This window comes from Runella sp. (assembly GCF_965279615.1).
GTDB lineage: Bacteria > Bacteroidota > Bacteroidia > Cytophagales > Spirosomataceae > Runella.
Map to the genome: position 1 here is coordinate 6,380,827 of NZ_OZ257252.1, position 21,599 is coordinate 6,402,425.

The following is a 21,599-nucleotide window of genomic DNA, read 5'->3' on the forward strand; positions in this document are numbered from 1 at the left end:
ACAGTGCTGTTTATAATAAGCCCTTTAAGCCAAAATTGGTACAGAATGGCCAAATTGCGTATTTGGTAAATTCGGTAGCTATTGATAATTATTATCATTTGCCGGGGGCGTCCCCACCATTGTATCAACAGAATACACTATTACCCTATAAATTTACTCCGAATATTACATTTCAAACATTTACTTCACAGATTATGAGTGAGTTATCCATTCCTCCTCCTCAGGATAAACATCGTGTTCTGAGGACGCGCTTCGATGAAAAATCGAAACGATGGGTATCTGCTTCCCCTCCTTTAGAGGATGGGGCAGTATCTAATTTTCAGTCAGTTATTCACACCGGCACACAATTTACTCCAAAAGGCTTCGCGTCTTCTATGGGGATATTGGTGCTTTTAATGCTAACTGTGTTTAGTGCGTTGGGCCAGCAGTCTCCTAAAGTGGTGGATATTAAGCTGTCTAAAACCATAAGCAATGCTCAGCCAACCCTTGGCCAAGCTGTTACTTATACAATTTATGCAAAAAATGAAGGACCTGATACCGCGAAAACAATTGGTGTAAAAGACATATTTCCTACTGCCGGCGCGACGCTTCTCAGCAGTACGCCAAGTGTAGGTACTTTTAATGCCGGCTTGTGGACAATCCCAACAATCAGCCCCGGGGATTCGGTAAAGCTTGAATTGACAGGAACAGTTATCGGTCGTGGTGTTTATTTTAACATTGCTGAAGTAGTATCGATGGCGGCCGGGCAGGAGGATTCAGACTCTGACCCGAATAACGGCGTTTTAGGCGAAGATGATTATGCTACCTCCTGTTTTTCTGTTCCTATTTTATGGTATCCCGGTGACGAGTATGTGGTTGCACTTGCCGTACCGGGTTATTCTAATGTCATATGGACAAAGAACGGAGCACCAATTACGGGCGCTCCTTCCGACAGTTCAAGCGTGAGCGGTGATACTTTGACTATTAAAGGTACCGGACGTTTTGGCTTTAGTGCTCAGGTAAATACATGCCCTGCTACCGGCTGTTGTGAAATCATTGTTATTCCCGGACCACTGGGAAGTATTGGTGATTATGTATGGAAAGATGTAAACGACAATGGTCAGCAGGATGTTGGTGAACCGGGCGTAAATAATGTATTGGTACGTCTGTTCCAAAAAAATGACTTAGGTAATTTTGTAAAAACAGATTCTACCCTTACGGCAGGCGCAGGTAAATATAAGTTTTCCAATCTGCTTCCGGGTGAGTACCAAGTGCAATTTGTCGGCACTACATTACCTATCGGATGTTTGCTTTCACTAAAACAGAATGTAGGTGCTGATTCTTCAGACAGCGATCCTAATCCTACTACCGGTTTTAGCCAAGTAGTAACGATCAATCCTGAACAGGGAGGCCTATTGAAGGATAATCCAACGATAGATGCGGGATTATACAGTCCACTGGGCAGTATTGGAGATTATGTATGGAAAGACTCGGATAATGACGGTATTCAGGATGCCGGAGAAACGGGTGTGAACGGCGTATTAATACGTTTATATAAGAACATCAGTAATTCTTTTGTGCAGGTTGATTCAATGCTGACAACGGCTAATCCTAACGGAGGTTTGCCGGGTTGGTACACATTTGACGGGCTTTCTGTCGGAGATTACCAGGTACAGATCGTTAAGAGCACGCTTCCTGTAGGATGTGTGCTGAGCACTCTGACTGATCAGGGTAATGATGATACCAAAGACAGTGATTTTAATCCTACAACCGGTTTCAGCCAAATTGTCAGCATTGATCCTACCAAGAGCGGTTTGAGCAAAGATAATCCAACGGTTGATGGTGCATTATACAGTCCATTGGGCAGCATCGGCGATTATGTATGGAAAGATCGTAACGACAACGGTCAGCAGGACTCAGGTGAACCGGGCGTGAAAAACGTGCGGGTGATTTTGTGGACCAGCAACGGCACAACTCCAACGACGGCGATCGACACGACATTTACAGACGTCAACGGGTATTATTCGTTCACTAATTTGGTGGGCGGAACATATCAGGTACAGTTTGATCCAACAAGTTTGCCTGATACATGCCGGTTGAGCTTGAATCAAAATGTAGGTCCTGATGTAACGGATAACGATGCCAATCCAACAACAGGCTTCACGACTGCCATCGTGCTTGATCCAACCAAAGGCGGTATTAATAAAGACAATCCAACAGTAGATGCGGCGGTAACGAACTTCGACTTGGCCCTGACCAAAACATTGGCTTCGGGTCAGAGTGCGAATGTCTTGCCGGGCGATAACGTAACGTTCACGTTGACGGTGAAGAACGAAGGTTCGATGACGGCCACGGCGATTGCCCTGACGGATTCGCTGCCTGCGGGTATGACACTGGCCGATGCCGACTGGACAGCCGCGGGTCAGATCGCGACATTGAATGTGCCGCTTGCGGGACCATTGGCCCCGGGAGCATCAGCGACGGTAGACATCACGGTGAAAGTGGATGCTTCGTTTACAGGTACGACGTTGACCAACTTTGCCCAGATCAAGGATGCCAAGGATAAGAACGGCAACCCTGTGAAAGACAAGGATTCGACGCCGGGTAATGGCTTTACTAAAGGCGAAGATGATGACGATGATGAGCCGATCAATGTCGTGCCACTTGGCAGCATTGGTGATTATGTATGGAAAGATCGTAACGATAACGGACAGCAGGATTCCGGTGAGCCGGGGGTGAAAAACGTGAAGGTGATCCTGTGGACAGGAACCGCAAACGGACCGACGGCGAAGAAAGACTCGATGTTAACAGGCACAGACGGTAAGTATTTGTTTACCAACCTGCCGATCGGAACGTATTATGTGCAGTTTGATCCTAAGAGTTTGCCTGACACGTGTCAGTTGAGCTTGAAACCAAACACGGGATCGGATGTAACGGACAGCGATGCCGATCCAACAACAGGTTTCAGTGGTCCTGTCGTACTGACAGTTAACAATCGCAGTGATTTAACAGTAGATGCGGCGGTAACGAACTTCGACTTGGCTTTGACCAAAACATTGGCTTCGGGTCAGAGTGCGAATGTCTTGCCGGGCGATAACGTAACGTTCACATTGACGGTGAAGAACGAAGGTTCGATGACGGCCACGGCGATTGCCCTGACGGATTCGCTGCCTGCGGGTATGACACTGGCCGATGCCGACTGGACAGCCGCGGGTCAGATCGCGACATTGAATGTGCCGCTTGCGGGACCATTGGCCCCGGGTGCATCAGCGACGGTAGACATCACGGTGAAAGTGGATGCTTCGTTTACAGGTACGACGTTGACCAACTTTGCCCAGATCAAGGATGCCAAGGATAAGAACGGCAACCCTGTGAAAGACAAGGATTCGACGCCGGGCAATGGCTTCACTAAAGGAGAAGATGATGACGATGATGAGCCGATCAATGTCGTGCCACTTGGCAGCATTGGTGATTATGTATGGAAAGATCGTAACGATAACGGACAGCAGGATTCCGGTGAGCCGGGGGTGAAAAACGTGAAGGTGATCCTGTGGACAGGAACCGCAAACGGACCGACGGCGAAGAAAGACTCGATGTTAACAGGCACAGACGGTAAGTATTTGTTTACCAACCTGCCGATCGGAACGTATTATGTGCAGTTTGATCCTAAGAGTTTGCCTGACACGTGTCAGTTGAGCTTGAAACCAAACACGGGATCGGATGTAACGGACAGCGATGCCGATCCAACAACAGGTTTCAGTGGTCCTGTCGTACTGACAGTTAACAATCGCAGTGATTTAACAATAGACGCAGCGGTAACGAACTTTGACTTGGCCCTGAGCAAAACATTAGCTTCAGGACAAAATTCAGAAGTAGCTCCGGGCGATAATGTAACGTTCACGCTGACAGTGAAGAACGAAGGTTCGATGACAGCCACGGCGATTGCCCTGACGGATTCATTACCTGCGGGTATGACACTGGCCGATGCCGACTGGACAGCCGCGGGTCAGATCGCGACATTGAATGTACCGCTTGCGGGACCATTGGCCCCGGGAGCATCAGCGACGGTAGACATCACGGTGAAAGTGGATGCTTCGTTTACAGGTACGACGTTGACCAACTTTGCCCAGATCAAGGATGCCAAGGATAAGAACGGCAACCCTGTGAAAGACAAGGATTCGACGCCGGGCAATGGCTTCACCAAAGGAGAAGATGATGATGATGACGAACCGGTAACAGTTAAGGCTTGCCCGATTCCTCCAACGCCTACTTGTGCAGGTATTGTATCAAATCTGTGCCCTGCTGTATGTGTTAACTTAAACGACCATATATCAAGTGCAATTCGTACCGTGGGTGGTAAGTTCGAGTGGCATACAGGCTCAAGCCCTACCAGTCCATTAGTAGCAGACCCAACACACGTATGTACTTCAGGCAAATATTACCTTTTCGAGGTAGCAGCCTGTGGAGTATACAGCAATGGTGCGCTTCTTGAGGTAGATATTAAAAGCTGCGCTGCTGATTTAAGTTTAGCTAAAATAGTCAGCAATAAAACGCCAAACCAAAATGACAACGTCACTTACACTATTTCAGTGAAAAATGACGGTCCTTCGGTAGCGACCAATGTTGAGGTAACCGATACATTGAAAGCCGGCTTACAATATGTATCAGGAGATGCAGCATTTACCCTTAACGGAGCTGTATTGACCGGAAAAATTGCGAAAATTGAAGTAGGTCAAACTATTAATTTGTCATTCATTACGAAAGTAACGGGTACAGGAACGATCAAAAACTTTGCTCAAATCAGCAAGGTTGACCAACCTGATATTGATTCAAATCCGGGCAATGGCAATGGAAAACCAAAAGAAGATGATGAAGACGACGAGGATATTACTGTAAAAGTACCTTGTGCTATTCCTCCAACCCCAACATGTGGCGGTATGGGAGAAAATACATGTCCTGATACATGTGTAAACTTGGCAACCTTTATCCATAGTGAAATTCGCACGCCGGGTGGTCACTTTGAGTGGTATACTACCTTCGACCACAAACCCGGAACGAAAGTGGCTGATCCAAGTAAAATATGTACATCAGGCCAGTACTTCTTATTCGAAGTCGCCGAATGTGGAGAATTCAGCAACGGCGCTATGTTGAATCTTACGATCAGATCATGTGTGCGTTTGACAGACTTGGGCGTAACAAAACAAGTACTTCAAGCCGGACCTTATACCGTTGGACAAACAATTACCTATAGTGTAATTGCCTCTAACTATGGCCCTGCCAATGCAACAAGTGTAACGGTAAGTGATCTGTTGCCTGCTTCGTTGACATTCGTAAGTGCAAACCCTGCCGGTGAGTACAATGCTGCAACAGGTGTTTGGACAATTGGAAACTTAGCAAATGGTGCTAACCGCACCCTGCAAGTCCAGGCAACGATTAATGCAGTTGGCTCAATCACAAATACGGCAATCGTTAAGAGCCCGGACAACGATCCATCGAAAACATCCAACGATACGTCGCGTGTGATAATCAGAACAGATTGCGTACAACCTGAGCCTCCGATTCTGGCTTGTGCCGTCACTCAAATTTGTCCGGGCGACAGTTCTGTGATCCATGCGTTGGGTTGTGCAGGCGGTACTATTATCTGGTCGAATCAGGCTACAGGAGCCAGCTTAGTGGCAAAACCACTTCAAACCACTACTTACACGGCAATATGTAAGAAAAACGGTTGTGAAAGCGGGCCTTCAAATTCGATTACGATCTATGTGAATTCGCCAACAGTGCCGATCATTACCGTAAATCCTTCAACGAATGTTTGTGCAGGTACGCCGGTAATACTGACTGCTTCAAATTGTGCAGGTACAATCGTATGGAATACAGGCGAAACAGGCGCGCAAATTACAGTAACGCCAAATGCGAACACTACTTACTCGGCATACTGTAGAATCGGACACTGTAACTGTTCACTTAATACCTGCAAAAGCAATCCTGCTTTCGTAACTGTTACGGTGACACCAAGTGTACCGACGCCGGAAATCATTTGCAGTACCGACAAAGTTTGCCCGGGTCAGAGCGTTACGCTTCAGGTGAATAACTGTCCCGGTGTTGTAGAATGGTCAACAGGCGCAACAGGCCCGGCTATTGTAGTATACCCAACTGCTACAACAACTTACACAGCAGTATGTAATGTGAACGGATGTAAAGCCAAATCTAAGGACTACACTATAAAAGTAGCTCCGGCAGTGGCACCAACGATCACAGCTACATCAACTACAGTTTGTAATGGTAGCAGCGTTACCCTTACGGCCGCCGGTTGTGACGGAGTTGTTACATGGTCGAATCAAGCCACAGGCGCAAGTATTGTAGTGAGCCCAACCGCAACAACTACGTATACAGCTACCTGTACGCTCGGTCAATGTGTCAGCAATCCTTCCGCCCCTGTAACCATAACAGTAGGAAACCCAACTGCTCCGATCATTTCATCTGATTCGACCTTGCTTTGCGCAGGTCAAAGTACTACGCTGAAAGCAGTAGGAACGTGTGAAGGCAGTATCGTATGGTCTAACGGCGCAACGGGAAGCACCATTTCTGTGACTCCTGCATCCACTACTGAATATACTGCGGTATGTAAAGTGGGAACTTGCGAAAGCGTTAAATCAAATAAAGTAAAAATTACAGTAACTACTTCCGGCCCCGCGCCTACGGTGGTTGCCTCTAAACCAAGTATCTGTGCGGGTGACAGCACAACCTTGACGGCAAGCAATTGTGCAGGTACAATTATCTGGAGCACAGGTGCAACAACGGCAAGTATTGTGGTTAAACCTACCACTACCACTACCTATACCGCTTCATGCCGCACCGCCGGTAAATGTGACAGCGCTCCGGGTAGTGTGACAGTAACCGTAGGCAACAACGCAACACCGCCAACCATCACGGTAAGCCCATCATCTACAGTATGTGCGGGCAGCTCGGTGACGCTTACAGCCGCCGGTTGTGCAGGTACGGTTATATGGAGCACAGGTGCTACGGGCGCAAGTATTACAGCAGTAATTAACGGAACTACAACCTATACTGCGATCTGTAAAATAGGTGCCTGTGAAAGCAATCCGGGTTCAGCAACAGTAACCGTTGTTCCTGCTCCTGAGAAACCGGCTGTAATTTGCAGCACTGATAAAGTGTGCCCCGGCGGAAGTGTAACACTTCAGGTAAACAACTGTGCAGGTGTTGTTCATTGGTCAACAAATGAAACAGGCCCGGCAATTGTAGTGACTCCAACGATAACTACTACCTACACTGCAATATGCAAAGTAGGAGATTGTTCGAGCCCAATTTCGAATAATTACACCATCAAGGTTGTGCCGATCACACCTCCAACTGTGAAAGCAACGCCTTCATCTGTTAAATTGGGTGAAACAACGGTGCTGACAGCGGAAGGCTGCGACGGAGAAGTTACCTGGTCGAACAATATGACAGGTGCAAGTATTGTGGTAGCACCAACTGTTACGACTTCTTACACGGCAATCTGTCACTTGGGTACTTGTACCAGTGAGGCTTCTGTACCGGTAACTGTTAAAGTTGCTAATTGTACTGCACCAAGCATTGTTGCCACTTCGGCAGTGATCTGTGAAGGTACAAGCGTAACACTGAACGCCGCAGGTTGTGATGGAGGAACCATTCACTGGTCAACTTCCGATTCAACAAGCAGTATCACAGTAACACCGTTGGGAACTACCACTTACACCGCAGTATGTAAAAAAGGAGATTGCACCAGCGATGCTTCGAATGCAGTAACTGTGGTTGTGACTAAAGTTTACGCGCCAACCATCATTGCTTCTGCGACGTCCATCTGTAAAGGTGATACCGTAACGCTGACAGCATCCGGTTGCAACGGTACATTGCTTTGGTCAAACAATGCAACAGGCACCTCAATCAAAGTAAGTCCGAGCATAACAGCCGCTTACTCGGTTAAATGTAAAGTAGGTGATTGTGAGAGTGCAACTTCCGCTCCGGTGACTATCACGGTAGGAAGCCCTGCGCCTCCGACGATTCAGGCATCGAAAACAACGCTTTGTTTTGGTGAATCGGTAACGCTGACCGCAACGGGTAACTGTGAAGGATACATTCAATGGTCAAACGGCCAAATTGGAAGTAGCATTACACTCATCCCTGCTAAGAGTACGATTTACACGGCGGCATGTTGCTTTAACTCAATTTGCAAGAGTGTAGCCTCGAATCCGATCAATGTGATCGTATCTCCGGCCATTACGGCTCCTGTCGTAGTAAACTTAGCAAATGTGTGCCCTGTGAAGACGGTAGATCTAACCACTGCGGTTAAGAATTACACTGCGGGAGCAGGTTTGGTACTCGAATTCCACGAGACTAATTCACCAACCTCTCCGCCGGTAGCTAATCCTTTAGCAGTAGGTGTAAGCGGTACTTACTACGCATTCTTCCGCTCAACGGCAGGTTGCTACAGTACAGGAACTGCCATCTCCGTATTGATCTCATCTTGTGAGACTACGCCTTGTGAAACCAATCCGGCTACCGCCGATGCAGGTGCAGACGCTTCCATTTGTGCAGCACTTCAGTACAAGCTCAACGGTAAAATCGGAGGTGTGGCTACAGGAGCAGTATGGACCACAAACGGTACAGGTACATTCAGCAACTCGCTTGCATTGGATGCAACATACTATCCATCGTTGGAAGATTTAATTAAGGGTGATGTAATACTCACCCTTACCACCAACGATCCTGACGGAACAGGCAACTGTAAAGCCGGAGTGGATACAATGAAGCTTATATTCAGCGGTATCAAATTCAGACCGCAGATCATAGTGAACGGTGTCCTTAAAGCGGATACGCTGCCGGAAACAATCACTATCTGCCAAGGAGATACGGTTAAGTTGAAAGCAAGTGAGAATGGCTATAAAGTAAAATGGTTTAAAGACGGCAAAGTCTTATTCCCTGCCTCTGATGGTATCAGACAGTGGAATGTAACAGAACCGGGTACTTATTCATACGGATTGGTTGACGACAGTCTTTGCTGCTCAGTGAACTCGGCGTACATTACGGTAGTTGTCAAAAGCTTACCAACGCCAATCGTAAAGAATCTGCGTAATACTTGCCCAAGTAATACGGTAGATTTAACCTCGGCACTGGAAGGAAACATAACGTACACAACCATCTTTAAATCAGCCGCTCAACCATCATGTGCATGTTTGGTGGGTACGCCTGAAGCAGTAGGTGTAGGTACTTACTATGTTACCTATAAGAGAGACGGTTGCTATAGTGCGCCGGCTGCCATTGAAGTGAAAATCTTCGATTGCGCTACCGACACGTTGCGTTCCGACTTAAGCATCAAGAAGACAGCGAACAAAACGCTCGCCCTTATTGGTGAAGAAGTCACTTATACACTTGTTGTGAAAAACAACGGACAGCACAATGCAACCAATGTAGACGTACGCGACATAATGCCGACAGAATTGGAATTGGTTTCAACGTCGGGCCTGACAAATACAAGTGGTGTACTTAAAACTCGTATTCCGGCACTGGCCGCAGGAGACAGTACAACATTGACAGTTGTCACCAAAGCGGTGAAAGCAGGTAATCAGGTAATTAACAAAGCCGAGGTTACCTATGCTGACCAAGTAGATCCGAATGCTGCAAACAACCTTTCATCGGTGAGCATTGTCATCAGCGACGGTACAGTATCTCCTGCCATTGGCGTAGCCCTGGCGGTTGATAAGATCGAGAAAAAAGGCGAAGGCGATACAACCGGCTACAATGTCACCTACAAAATAACGGTGAAAAACGTAGGCAACGTACCTCTGACAGATGTACAGGTACGGGATAGTATCACCACTAGCTTCGTCTCTCCAACTACGTTTGCAATCTTGGGCGCTCCTGTAGTACAAAGCGGCAGCACACTTGTACCAAACACGGGTTACAATGGAACATCAGATAAGAACTTCCTGGGTTCCGGAAGTACACTGGCGGTAGGGGCTGAAGAAACGGTTCTAATTACCATTAATATTAAACCAAATGGTAATAGTGGGCCGTTCTTGGGCAGCGTGATTGCAACAGCAAACGGAAGCGGTACACCGGTTACGGATGCTTCAAACAAAGGTGTTGTCGTGAATGCACCGATCAATACTCCAACACCTGTACGATTCGATTTGCCAAGCACATTGGTTGGTTTGTCTAAATCAGCAGGTACGCCGATAGCTCTTGGTGATGGTAAATTCAAAATACCATATACCATCAGTGTAACAAACCTTGGTACAACTGACCTCAAGAAATTGAGAGTACAGGATGACTTGGGCAAAACGTTCGGTAGTAAGGCGGTCATTATCGGTAAACCTTTGGTAACGGCAGATCTTGGATTAGCAGTGGATTCAAGCTATACAGGTCAGGGATTACTTACCAACCTGTTGGTTGACACACTAAGCTCATTGCCAAAAGGCGTAACGCGTAATATCAACCTGGCGGTAGTTGTCTCACTTTACAAACCTGATTCTGTAACAACCTTCAACAACATCGCTATCGGTGTAGGATTTACAGAAGGGGGAGTAATGACAGCGGATACATCAACTACGGGTGATAACGCTGACCCTGACAATGACCTTGATCCACGTAATAACAGTGAATCTACTCCGATCTCACTTAACTCGACCCCCGGAAAAGGTTTGCTTGGCTTGGCTATGTCAATCAAAGATACACTGCGCAAAGGCGATGGAAGTATAAACATCACTTATCGCGTTATCTTGAAAAACTACGGTGCAACCGCGCTGACCAACGTACAGGTTTCGGATTCATTGACGAAAGTCTACAGTTCGCTGACAGGAGCCAGTTACCAACTGGTAGGAACACCAACGGCCAACGACTCAAGTACGTTACGGATCAATCCTGACTTCGACGGAGATCGCAACGTGAACCTCTTGATCGCTGAGCAAAGCCGATTGGCAGCCGGTCGATTAGACTCACTGTTCTTTACGGTCAATGTAACCACAGACGGACGAATTACGCCTTATCTCAACCGTGCCAACGGTACCGCACTATCAGGACAGAATACAGTTGCTGATATTTCAACCAACGGTTTGAATCCTGATCTGAACGGAAACAATGATCCGACGGATGCAACAGAGGCTGAATTTACGCCGATTGTGATTCCATCTGATGCCGGGTTGTTTGTTCCTGAAGGATTCTCTCCAAACGGTGACGGTATTAATGATAAATTTGTAATTCGTCACCCATCCGGCACGAAGATTGTTTTAGAAATCTATAACCGCTGGATGAATCTGGTATACCGTAACAACGATTATCAGAACGACTGGGAAGGTTCAGCTAACGTAGGAGTTGGTACCAACAATCAAATAATACCGGTAGGAACCTACTTCTATAACGTGATTTTGGTTGACCAAAACGGCGGCGAGATTAAGAAGACAAGCCGATTTATGACCATTAACCGATAAGAACGATGACCAATATCATCAAACAAAAATGGACAATGTTACTGCTGCTGATCGCTTTGATCAGCAGCAGTAAAACCTGGGCTCAGCAGGACAAAATGTTCTCCCAGTACATGTTCAATATGATGGCACTTAATCCTGCCTATGCCGGGAGCCGTGATGTGCTGAGCGCAACCGCTCTCTACCGCAACCAGTGGGGTGGCATGGCCGGAGCTCCCCAGACCGCGACATTCAGCATTGATATGCCGGTAAATCGCGAAAGAGTAGGGCTTGGACTTCAACTTTTCAACGACCAGATCGGTCTTGAAAACTGGACCGGTGCAATGCTGTCATACGCCTTTCGTATCAAACTGGGCGAGCGTTCAACACTGGCATTGGGATTACAGGGAGGAGCTATGAGCTTTCGTTGGGATCTATCCAAAGCGAATCTCGGCAATAACCTGACAGACCCCGCTTTTGCCAGTAACGTTTCCAAAATTTTGCCTAACTTTGGTACAGGTATCTATCTTAGTAATGATCGCTCTTATATCGGCGTTTCGGTGCCGTATCTGATTGAGAACAACCTGTCAGATTATGATTCCGGAGATAACCGTGCGAAAGTACGCCGTCATTTCTATGCCATAGGCGGGTTTGTGATTGGTCGTAACAATATCAAATTGAAACCATCCATGATGGCTCGCTATGTACAGGGAACGGGTCTATCGCTGGACGGAAACTTAAATCTTTGGTTTAACGATCGTATTGCCGTCGGAATGTCTTATCGTCATAATCGTTTTTCAACGTATGCAGGTAAGATTCAGGAAGACAAAGATGGGAAAGTGTTGAGTGGTGATGCGCTGGTAGGAATGTTGGAATTACAACTCTCGGATCAATTTCGTCTGGGTTATTCTTACGACTGGACGCGTAATCGACTTAATCAGGAACGCAAGTTTTTGAGCATTCCCACCCACGAAATAATGCTGCGTTATGAGTTTGGATTTAGCAAAAGCAAAATCCTTACCCCGCGTTATTTCTAAAGAGGCTGTTTGTTAACCGTAGTTAAAGGTATATTCTTCATGGAGGGTTCTTACGATACCAACAAGGGAGAATATACCTTTTTTTATCTTAAATCGTGATCTATGAAAACATATTTTTTACTCATTACTTTGGCCTTTGGCCTTTGGGTAAAGGAAGTAAAAGCGCAGTCGCCGTTGCAGCAAGCCAATCGTCAATATGAAATGATGGCTTATTCGAAAGCGATTGATCTTTACGAACAGGTGCTGAAAGGAAGCCCGGCAGATTCAACAAAACTGAATATACTTATTAAATTAGGTCATAGCTACCGACAGATCAGAGATACTCAAAATGCAGAACGTGTGTATCGGTTAGTGACAGAGCAGGGAAATACGCTTGCTGCTGATCAGGCCAATTGCTATTTGTACTATGCGCAGGCATTGGCAAGCAATGGAAAATACGAGGAGGCTAAAGATGCTTATGAAAAATATAACCAATCTCAGCAAGATGATCAACGTGGAAAAGACTTTAAAAAATTATATACTGATGTAAAAAAGCTATCTAAAAACGCAACAAGTTATACGGTAGAGTCGCTGGATAATATTAATACAAATCGTGCCGAATTTAGCCCCACCTATTATAAAAAGGGTTTGGTATTTGTATCGGCACGTAATGAAGGATTAAATGTAAAACGCGTATATGGTTGGAACCAAACGGCCTTTTTGGACCTGTACGAAATACCTGATCTATCTGTTATCAATTCAAAAAAAACGAGTCGACTGGGAGGTTCTGCCGCCGCTAATAAAACTGATCGTGTAAAAGGGGTATACTTACTGGGAAGTGATGAATATACTTCACCGACAGCCAACGACTCACATACTCCCGGAAACTATCGTACTGTAAACGGTACTTCCAACACTCCTCTACAAAATGCAGTTATTGAGTCCCAAAACATGGGCAAATCCATTAATTCAAAATACCACGAAGGCCCGGTAGCTTTTTTCAAAGATGGCAAAAGAATCCTTTTTACCCGTAATAACTACCTTAACGGTAAGTATAAGACGAGCAAAGATGGAATTAATAAATTGAAATTATATTCTGCCGAAAACGTGAACGGCAGCTGGAATGATCTAAAAGAGTTGCCATTCAACAGCGATGAATATTCAGTAGGGCATCCGTCTTTGTCAAAAGATGATAAACTCCTGTACTTTGTGTCGGATATGCCCGGCGGGTTTGGCGGAACAGATCTGTACGTAAGTAAAAACGAAGGCGGAAATTGGGCTACTCCCATCAATTTGGGGCCGGCTGTCAACAGTGCCGGCAATGAGATGTTCCCATTCGTAGATGAGCAGGGGAATCTTTACTTTGCGTCAGATGGTCATGCCGGTTTGGGAGGCCTTGATATCTTTTATGCCAAACTCATTGAGGGAGTGATGGCCAGAAAGCCCAGAAATATGGGAACCCCGATCAACTCTGCCAAAGATGATTTTGGATTGATCACCGATGGAGAACGCACAAGCGGTTTTTTCAGCAGCAATCGCCGCCAAGGCGGCTCTGACGATGACCTGTTTCGGTTCGAACGCAATGGGCCGCTTAATCCGTGTCAGGATGTGATCGTAAATGTGATTGACGCAGAGACAAAAACTCCTTTGGCAAATGCTGTCGTAATCATGGCGAGCAAAAACGAAAGCGAGACGGATGTAAAAACGGGGCAAACCGATACTAACGGCAGCATACGCTTGTGCCTTGATCCTGAAATAGCCTTTGTATTCAAAACATCCTACGAAGGCTATGTTGGCAATTCGGTTGATTTTGCTTCCAAAGAGGCGGATATAATCGACGCTATTAAATTGGATATCCCACTAAATAAAGTCAAAGCAAAGGTCAAAACATTTACGCTTCGTGGACTGGTAACGACCCAGAAAGACCGTAAACCCATCTCCGGTGTGAAAGTATTACTTCACAATGAATGCGATGAAAGCATTCAGGAAGCAGTAACCGATGAGAATGGGACATATGTATTTGAAGTACCCAGCGGATGTGATTATTCTATTGAAGCCCTAAAGGATAATTTAGGGACGATGGGAAGCAAAGTAAAAGGGGGGGAAACATCCGAAGCAAATATCACAATGTTTGAAAAGGGGGATGTGATTAAAATCGATAATATCTATTATGATTTAGACAAGTCAAATATTAGATCGGACGCCTCTTCTGAATTGAAAAAATTGGTAGATCTGATGAACAAATATCCAAAAATGAAGATCGAGTTTGGATCACATACAGATAGCCGCTCGTCAGCTAAGTACAATAAAACGCTTTCTACCAAACGGGCAAAAGCGGCGGTAACATACATTGTGAACCAAGGCGTCTCTTCCAAGAGAATCATTGCTGCCGGTTATGGCGAAAGTAAACTTGTCAATAAATGCAAAGACGGCGTTAATTGTACTGAAGAGGAACATCAACAAAACCGACGTACAGAGATAAAGATATTGAGTTTGTAAAAGTGAAAGTTTTGAAGGTTGGTTAGTAAAGCAGAAGCTCAAAAGGGCTTCTGCTTTTTTTATAAATCCTGTATAAAGTCGCAACAAAAAAGCCGAACCTCAAATGAGAGACGGCTTTCTTTTTAGTGTCTTACGCAACCTCTACAGTCTGGTGCCCGTATTGGCTACGAAATCACTTTTATTGAACACTTAAAATTACCGGAAAAAATGAAAATCAACAAATTACCGCAACTTGTTGTGGGTTATTGTCTTATGGCATTACTGGTAGGATGCAAGACAGAAGACGCAGCGCCTGTTTATGACGTAAGTTTACAGGAAACATCCTTGGGCAAAGTACTCACGAACGACGCCGGCAAAACACTTTATGTATTTACGAAAGATGTTAATGGTACATCGGTCTGTACGGGTGGGTGCAAAGACACATGGCCTGTTTTCTTCAAAGAAACCTTAAAGTTGGACCCGACGCTTAATGCCGCAGACTTTGGAACAATCACCCGGGACGATGGGGCAAAACAAACAACGTATCAAGGCTGGCCGCTTTATGCCTACAAAAGTGATGCTGTTGCCGGTGATGTAAAAGGTGAAAATGTGGGAGGAGTTTGGATAGCGGCTAAAACGACCTACACCGTAATGCTTGCCAATGCGCAGTTGAAGGGGCATGATGGCAAGCTTTATACTGCTGAATACAAGGAAGGTACGGCCGATACCCAATTTTTTGTCGATGGAAAGGGCAGAACATTGTATGCTTTTGCCAACGATAAAAAAGGCAAGAATAACTTCACCAAAGCTGATTTCAGCAATAACTCAGTTTGGCCGATTTTTGAGGCGGAATTGAAGGATATACCCTCTACCCTTGACAAAACACTCTTTAGCGCTATCAAAGTGGGTGACAAAACACAACTGGTGTATAAAGGTTGGCCATTATATTATTTTGGTCAGGACGACGGCGTGCGGGGCGCTACAAAAGGCGTAAGTTTTCCAAGACCCGGCGTGTGGCCAATTGTACAAAAAACAACAGCGACCGCACCCGATTAGTGCTTTCCGATTTGATCAGGTGAAATAATTAGTTCAGGGTCGTTTTAAAAAGGCAGAAGTTCGCATGGACTTCTGCCTTTTTATTGGGTTTGGCAAGATTAGTGCTTTCTTTTGCGTTGATAAAAGAGTCACTATACATCATCATGGAAAAAAAGATACGTACACTTTTTACTTGGGTATTCATCAGCTATTGTTTTTTATCTGCATATCATACAATTGCACAGCGAGAAGTTCAATATTCTCAATATTTGGTCAATCCTCTTGCCATTAATCCGGCCGCTACGGGGATTCGTGAAAACTTCTATTTTAATGCAGTATTGCGCCGACAATTTATTGCAGGAATCCAGGGATTGCCTGTCACCCAGTCTTTTGCGATGGATGGGAGCGTTGCCAACGGCAAAGTTGGACTGGGGCTGCAAGGGCTGAATGATCGGGTATCGGTCAATGTAGCAGTTTTCGGCAGTACTTCTTATATTATTAAACTCTCTGAGTATCAGAAAATTTCGATTGGGGCATTAGGCGGAATCAACGTATTGCCTTCACGTACCGCTATCAACACCACGGGAGGAATTAATAAAGCATTAGCAAGTGCCGGTGTAGGAATTTATTATCAGGATGAAATGTTTTTTGGAGGAATATCAATGCCGGAGGTTTTGAAACAGAGTTATGGATACAATAATACCAGCGGCTTGCTCAATTACCAGCGACCTGTTTTTTTGCAGGCAGGACTGAATATGGATCTCAGCGATGACTTAAATGTAGTTCCTTCACTGCTTATTACGAAGCCGGAGCAGGGAAAAATCAGAACAGATCTGAATGCTTTGATGCATTACAAAAATGTAGCATTGGCAGGCCTGTCTGTTCGTTTAGGAACCGTTACCTATTTTCAGGTTTTATTGGGATATGACTTTTCAAAAAATATTAGAGTGGGTTATACCTATAATTCAAGGCGAGTGGAAGACTTTTATGGCAACTCTACCAATGTTCCGGAGCAGGTAAAGGCATCCATGAAATTGTGTTTACACTTCAACCGAATCCACGTCCTAAGTAGATTTTTGCTAAATCTATAAGACTTTTGCAACGAATTCAAAATACATGAACTAAATTTGCGACACTTTCAACCAGCGTCTCTTTAAATGGAAAAATACTCATATATAGCTAATTCAGAAGCTGCGTACATTGAGGACTTGTACCAAAAATATTTACAACAACCTGATTCTGTCGATCTAAGTTGGCAGCGATTCTTTGAAGGGTTTGAATTTTCTGCCAAATACGGTGAAAATAAGCCTAAATTAAATGGCAATGGTGCCGCACCGGTAGCCGAAGCGCCAATCTCTGCTTCGCATACCCGTAAAGAAATGGAGGTAGTTCACCTGATCAGAGGTTACCGCCAAAGAGGACATTTGATGTCACAAACCAATCCGCTCGGACCTCGCAAGAATCGTTATCCGGAGTTGGATTTAAAAGATTTTAATTTAGCGGAGAGCGATCTGGAAACGGTATTTGAGGCCGGAATTGAAGTCTTTGGTCGTGCGGCAAAATTGCGTGAGATCGTAGATGCCCTTCGGAAAGTCTATACCGAAAAGGTTGGTTTTGAATACCAATATATCCGTGACCGTCGCGCTAAAAGTTGGCTGAGAAAGAAAATTGAGCAGGAATACCTCAATTTTACGCCTACCATTGAGCAGAAAAAACGTATCCTTGAAAAATTAAACGATGCAGTAACCTTCGAAAACTTTTTGCACACCAAGTTTTTGGGTAAAAAGAGGTTTTCATTGGAAGGTGGAGAAGCAACAATTCCTGCGTTAGATGTGGTGATCAGCCGCGGAGCTGAATTGGGAGTGGAGGAAGTCGTGATAGGAATGGCTCACCGTGGCCGTCTTAATGTGTTGACCAACATTCTTCAAAAACCTTACGAACAGGTTTTCAATGAATTTGAAGAAAACGTTGAATTGGATGAATTCAGCGATGGTGACGTAAAATACCATATGGGCTATGAAAGTCAGGTCGAAACTCCTGCCGGAAAAGCCGTTAGCCTGAAATTGATGCCTAACCCCTCGCACTTGGAAGCGGTTAATCCTGCCGTAGTCGGATATGTTCGGGCCCGTGCGGATGAGCATTATAGCCATATAGAAGGACAGGATAAATATGATCCGGTGCTTCCTATTTTGATTCATGGCGATGCCGCCGTGGCAGGGCAGGGGATTGTGTATGAAGTAACGCAAATGTCAAATCTGCCTGCTTACTATACAGGAGGGACATTACATTTTGTGATCAATAACCAGGTCGGATTTACAACAGACCACGAAGACGACCGTTCTTCGATCTATTGTTCAGACATTGCTAAAATCGTTGATGCGCCTATTTTTCACGTCAATGGCAATGACCCTGAAGCTGTGGCATTTGTTATGAAAATGGCCATTGAATTTCGGCAGGAGTTTAACCGTGATGTGTTTGTGGACATGGTTTGCTACCGTAAGTATGGACACAACGAGTCGGACGAGCCGCGTTTTACGCAACCGACAATGTATTCAAAAATCTCTCAGCAGCTCAACGGTCGGGATCTGTACCTGAAAATGTTGACCGAGCGCGGAGAATTGGACGCCCAAATAGCGGATCAAATGAAGGCAGAACTTGAAGGTGAATTGCAGGATCTGCTTCAAAAAGTAAAACAGAAACAACTTCCTTATAAAAGACCGAAATTGGAACGGGATTGGGCAGAATTGCGCCGTTCGGTACCCGAAGATTTTGAAAAATCACCGGTAACGGGTATCTCAAAAGAGGTTATTGATAAAGTAGGCAAAGCGCTTACAAATTTGCCCGAAGGTTTTAAAGCCTTAAAACAAATTGAAAAAGTAATTGAAGAACGCAAGCAGATCTTTGCGGGTGAAAAACCGCTGAACTGGTCGGCGGGCGAACTTCTTTCGTATGGCTCTATTTTAGCCGAAGGAAAAACAGTTCGGATGACCGGGCAGGATATCCAACGCGGAACGTTCTCGCACCGTCATGCCGTGCTTCATGATACTGAAACCAATGCCAATCACAATAGCTTGGCTTTCATTGAGGAAGGACAGGGCAAATTTGAGATCTATAACTCTTTACTTTCCGAATACGGCGTAATGGGTTTTGAATACGGATATGCTATGGCAAACCCTCACGCGTTAGTCATTTGGGAAGCACAGTTTGGTGATTTTGTCAATGGCGCACAGATCATGATCGACCAATTTATTGCGGCCACAGAATCGAAGTGGAATGCCATGAACGGATTGGTTTTGCTGTTGCCTCATGGATACGAAGGCCAAGGGCCTGAACACTCAAGTGCCCGCCCTGAGCGTTTTCTGATTCTATCTGCTGAATACAATATGTATGTTTGCAACATTACGACCCCGGCAAACTACTTCCATATGATTCGTCGTCAGTTGGCATTGCCTTTCAGAAAGCCGGCCATCTTGATGTCGCCAAAATCGATGCTGCGGCATCCGATGGCAGTATCGCCATTGAGTGATTTTGCCGAAGGAACATCTTTTCAGGAAACCATCGGAGACTCGTTTGCTGAACCTAAAAAGGTAAAAAAGGTGTTGCTTTGTACGGGCAAGCTTTACTGGGAACTGTTGGATAAACAGCAAAAAGACAATCGTAAAGATGTTGCCATTATCCGTGTGGAACAGCTTTATCCTTTCCCTAAAAAGCAGATAGACGCCTATTTGGCTCAGTACAAAAAAGCGGAAGTGCTTTGGGTACAGGAAGAGCCCGAAAATATGGGGTACTGGTCGTTTATTTTGCGTGAATTCCCTGAGATCGGCTTAGGAAAAGTGATCGCCCGTAAAGCCAGTGCTTCACCGGCAACCGGCTACATGAAAATACACGCTAAAGAGCAGGCAGAACTCATTGAACAGGCTTTTTCTTAAAATATATAGTGATAACGGAGTACATCGGATTTCTTTCTGATTTACTCCGTTATCAACCTAACTCATTTTCAAATTGACAATTCCCAAATTCTGAATATATGTCACAGATTGAAATAAAAGTCCCTACCGTCGGAGAATCGATCACTGAAGTAACCATTGGTTCTTGGGTGAAAAAAGACGGTGAAAGTGTCAAACGTGATGAAGTAATATGCAGTCTAGATTCTGACAAAGCTTCGTTTGACGTTGTTTCTGAAGCAGATGGCGTTTTACGTATCAAAGCTCAGGAAGGGGATGTATTGCCGATTGGTGGATTGATTTGTGTGGTTGAAACATCAGCAACGGCATCGGCCGCTCCTGCGCCGGCTCCGGTTGCTGCTACTCCTGCACCTGTTGCCGCTACCCCTGCACCGATTCCTGCCCCTGCTGTTTCTGCAGCACCTGCTCCGGCAACAGCGGCGAAAGTAGTGGAAATGAAAGTGCCAACAGTGGGTGAATCTGTAACAGAAGTAACCATCGCAAGTTGGAGTAAAAAAGACGGCGATATAGTTCAATTGGACGAAGTGCTCTGTGAACTGGAGTCTGATAAAGCAACCTTCGAACTTCCGGCTGAAGCCGCCGGTATACTACGCATTGTGGCAGAAGCAGGTTCTACGCTTTCCATTGGAGCAGTTATTTGTAAAATTGAAGTAGGAAGCTCATCGGCTTCTCAACCCACACCGGAAACCCCTGCCGCCGCTCCTCAATCAAACGGGCAGGCAGCTACGGCAGACGCTTCCAAAGACAGTTACGCCGCCGGCCATCCATCGCCGGTAGCAGCTAAGATTTTGGCAGAAAAAGGTATTGATCCTGCAAGCGTAATCGGTTCAGGTATTGGTGGACGAATCATGAAAGAAGATGCAATTGCAGCCCAACCCAAAGCAGCACCTGCTACCCCGCCGGCAGAACAGCCAAAGGCACCGGTTGCTGCACCTGCAGCAAGTACTCCTGCTCCCAAAGCGGCCGATCCACGCGGACAACGTCGCGTAAAAATGACTTCTTTGCGGAAGACCATCGCCCGCCGATTGGTGGCTGTTAAGAATGAAACGGCCATGTTGACTACTTTCAACGAAGTAGACATGAAGCCGATCATGGAGTTACGGAATAAATACAAAGATAAATTCAAGGAAAAACACGGTGTGGGTTTGGGCTTTATGTCTTTCTTCACAAGAGCGTGCGCCGTAGCCTTACAGGAGTTCCCGGTAGTGAATGCATTCATTGATGGCGATGAAGTTGTTTACAATGATTTCTCGGACATCTCCATTGCCGTTTCTACAGAACGCGGTTTGGTGGTACCGGTCATTCGTAATGCTGAAAAAATGACATTTTCTCAAATTGAGAAAGAGATCATTCGTTTGGCCGGCCTTGCCCGCGACAATAAATTGACCATTGACCAAATGCAGGGCGGAACCTTTACCATCACCAATGGTGGTATTTTTGGTTCAATGCTTTCAACACCCATCATTAATGCACCGCAGGCGGCTATTTTGGGAATGCACAACATCGTAGAGCGTGCTGTAGTAGTGAATGGAGAAATTGTGATTCGTCCTATCATGTACGTAGCGCTCAGTTACGACCACCGCACCATCGACGGGCGCGATTCGGTAAGTTTCCTTGTAAGAGTGAAACAATTGCTCGAAGACCCGACCCGATTGCTGCTGGAAGTTTAAGATAATTAAGTA

The 21,599-nt window shown here is 45.5% G+C and carries 7 protein-coding genes; all 7 read left to right on the forward strand.

All coding sequences use genetic code 11. From position 1 onward, the window contains the following. Window positions 1-194 precede the first annotated feature (194 nt). The gene (locus tag ACQY73_RS26725; protein ID WP_428657071.1) at window positions 195-11,447 is read left to right on the forward strand and encodes an SdrD B-like domain-containing protein; all 11,253 of its coding nucleotides are present in this window, start codon (window positions 195-197) and stop codon (window positions 11,445-11,447) included. 5 nt (window positions 11,448-11,452) lie between these two features. Next, window positions 11,453-12,460 (forward strand): PorP/SprF family type IX secretion system membrane protein, encoded by a 1,008-nt coding sequence (locus tag ACQY73_RS26730; protein WP_428657073.1) that lies wholly within the window; start codon window positions 11,453-11,455, stop codon window positions 12,458-12,460. 102 nt (window positions 12,461-12,562) lie between these two features. After that, window positions 12,563-14,938, forward strand: a complete 2,376-nt coding sequence (locus tag ACQY73_RS26735; protein WP_428657075.1) for an OmpA family protein — start codon at window positions 12,563-12,565, stop codon at window positions 14,936-14,938. Window positions 14,939-15,145: 207 nt separating this feature from the next. Further along, the gene (locus ACQY73_RS26740) at window positions 15,146-15,973 is read left to right on the forward strand and encodes a COG4315 family predicted lipoprotein (RefSeq protein ID WP_428657077.1); all 828 of its coding nucleotides are present in this window, start codon (window positions 15,146-15,148) and stop codon (window positions 15,971-15,973) included. 143 nt (window positions 15,974-16,116) lie between these two features. Further along, window positions 16,117-17,043, forward strand: a complete 927-nt coding sequence (locus tag ACQY73_RS26745) for a PorP/SprF family type IX secretion system membrane protein (protein ID WP_428657079.1) — start codon at window positions 16,117-16,119, stop codon at window positions 17,041-17,043. A 66-nt stretch (window positions 17,044-17,109) separates the two neighbouring features. Next, window positions 17,110-19,881: a 2-oxoglutarate dehydrogenase E1 component gene (locus ACQY73_RS26750; protein ID WP_428657081.1), complete on the forward strand. Its 2,772-nt coding sequence runs from the start codon at window positions 17,110-17,112 to the stop codon at window positions 19,879-19,881. A 98-nt stretch (window positions 19,882-19,979) separates the two neighbouring features. Next, window positions 19,980-21,587: a 2-oxoglutarate dehydrogenase complex dihydrolipoyllysine-residue succinyltransferase gene (gene odhB, locus ACQY73_RS26755; RefSeq protein WP_428657083.1), complete on the forward strand. Its 1,608-nt coding sequence runs from the start codon at window positions 19,980-19,982 to the stop codon at window positions 21,585-21,587. The last annotated feature ends 12 nt before the right edge of the window (window positions 21,588-21,599 follow it).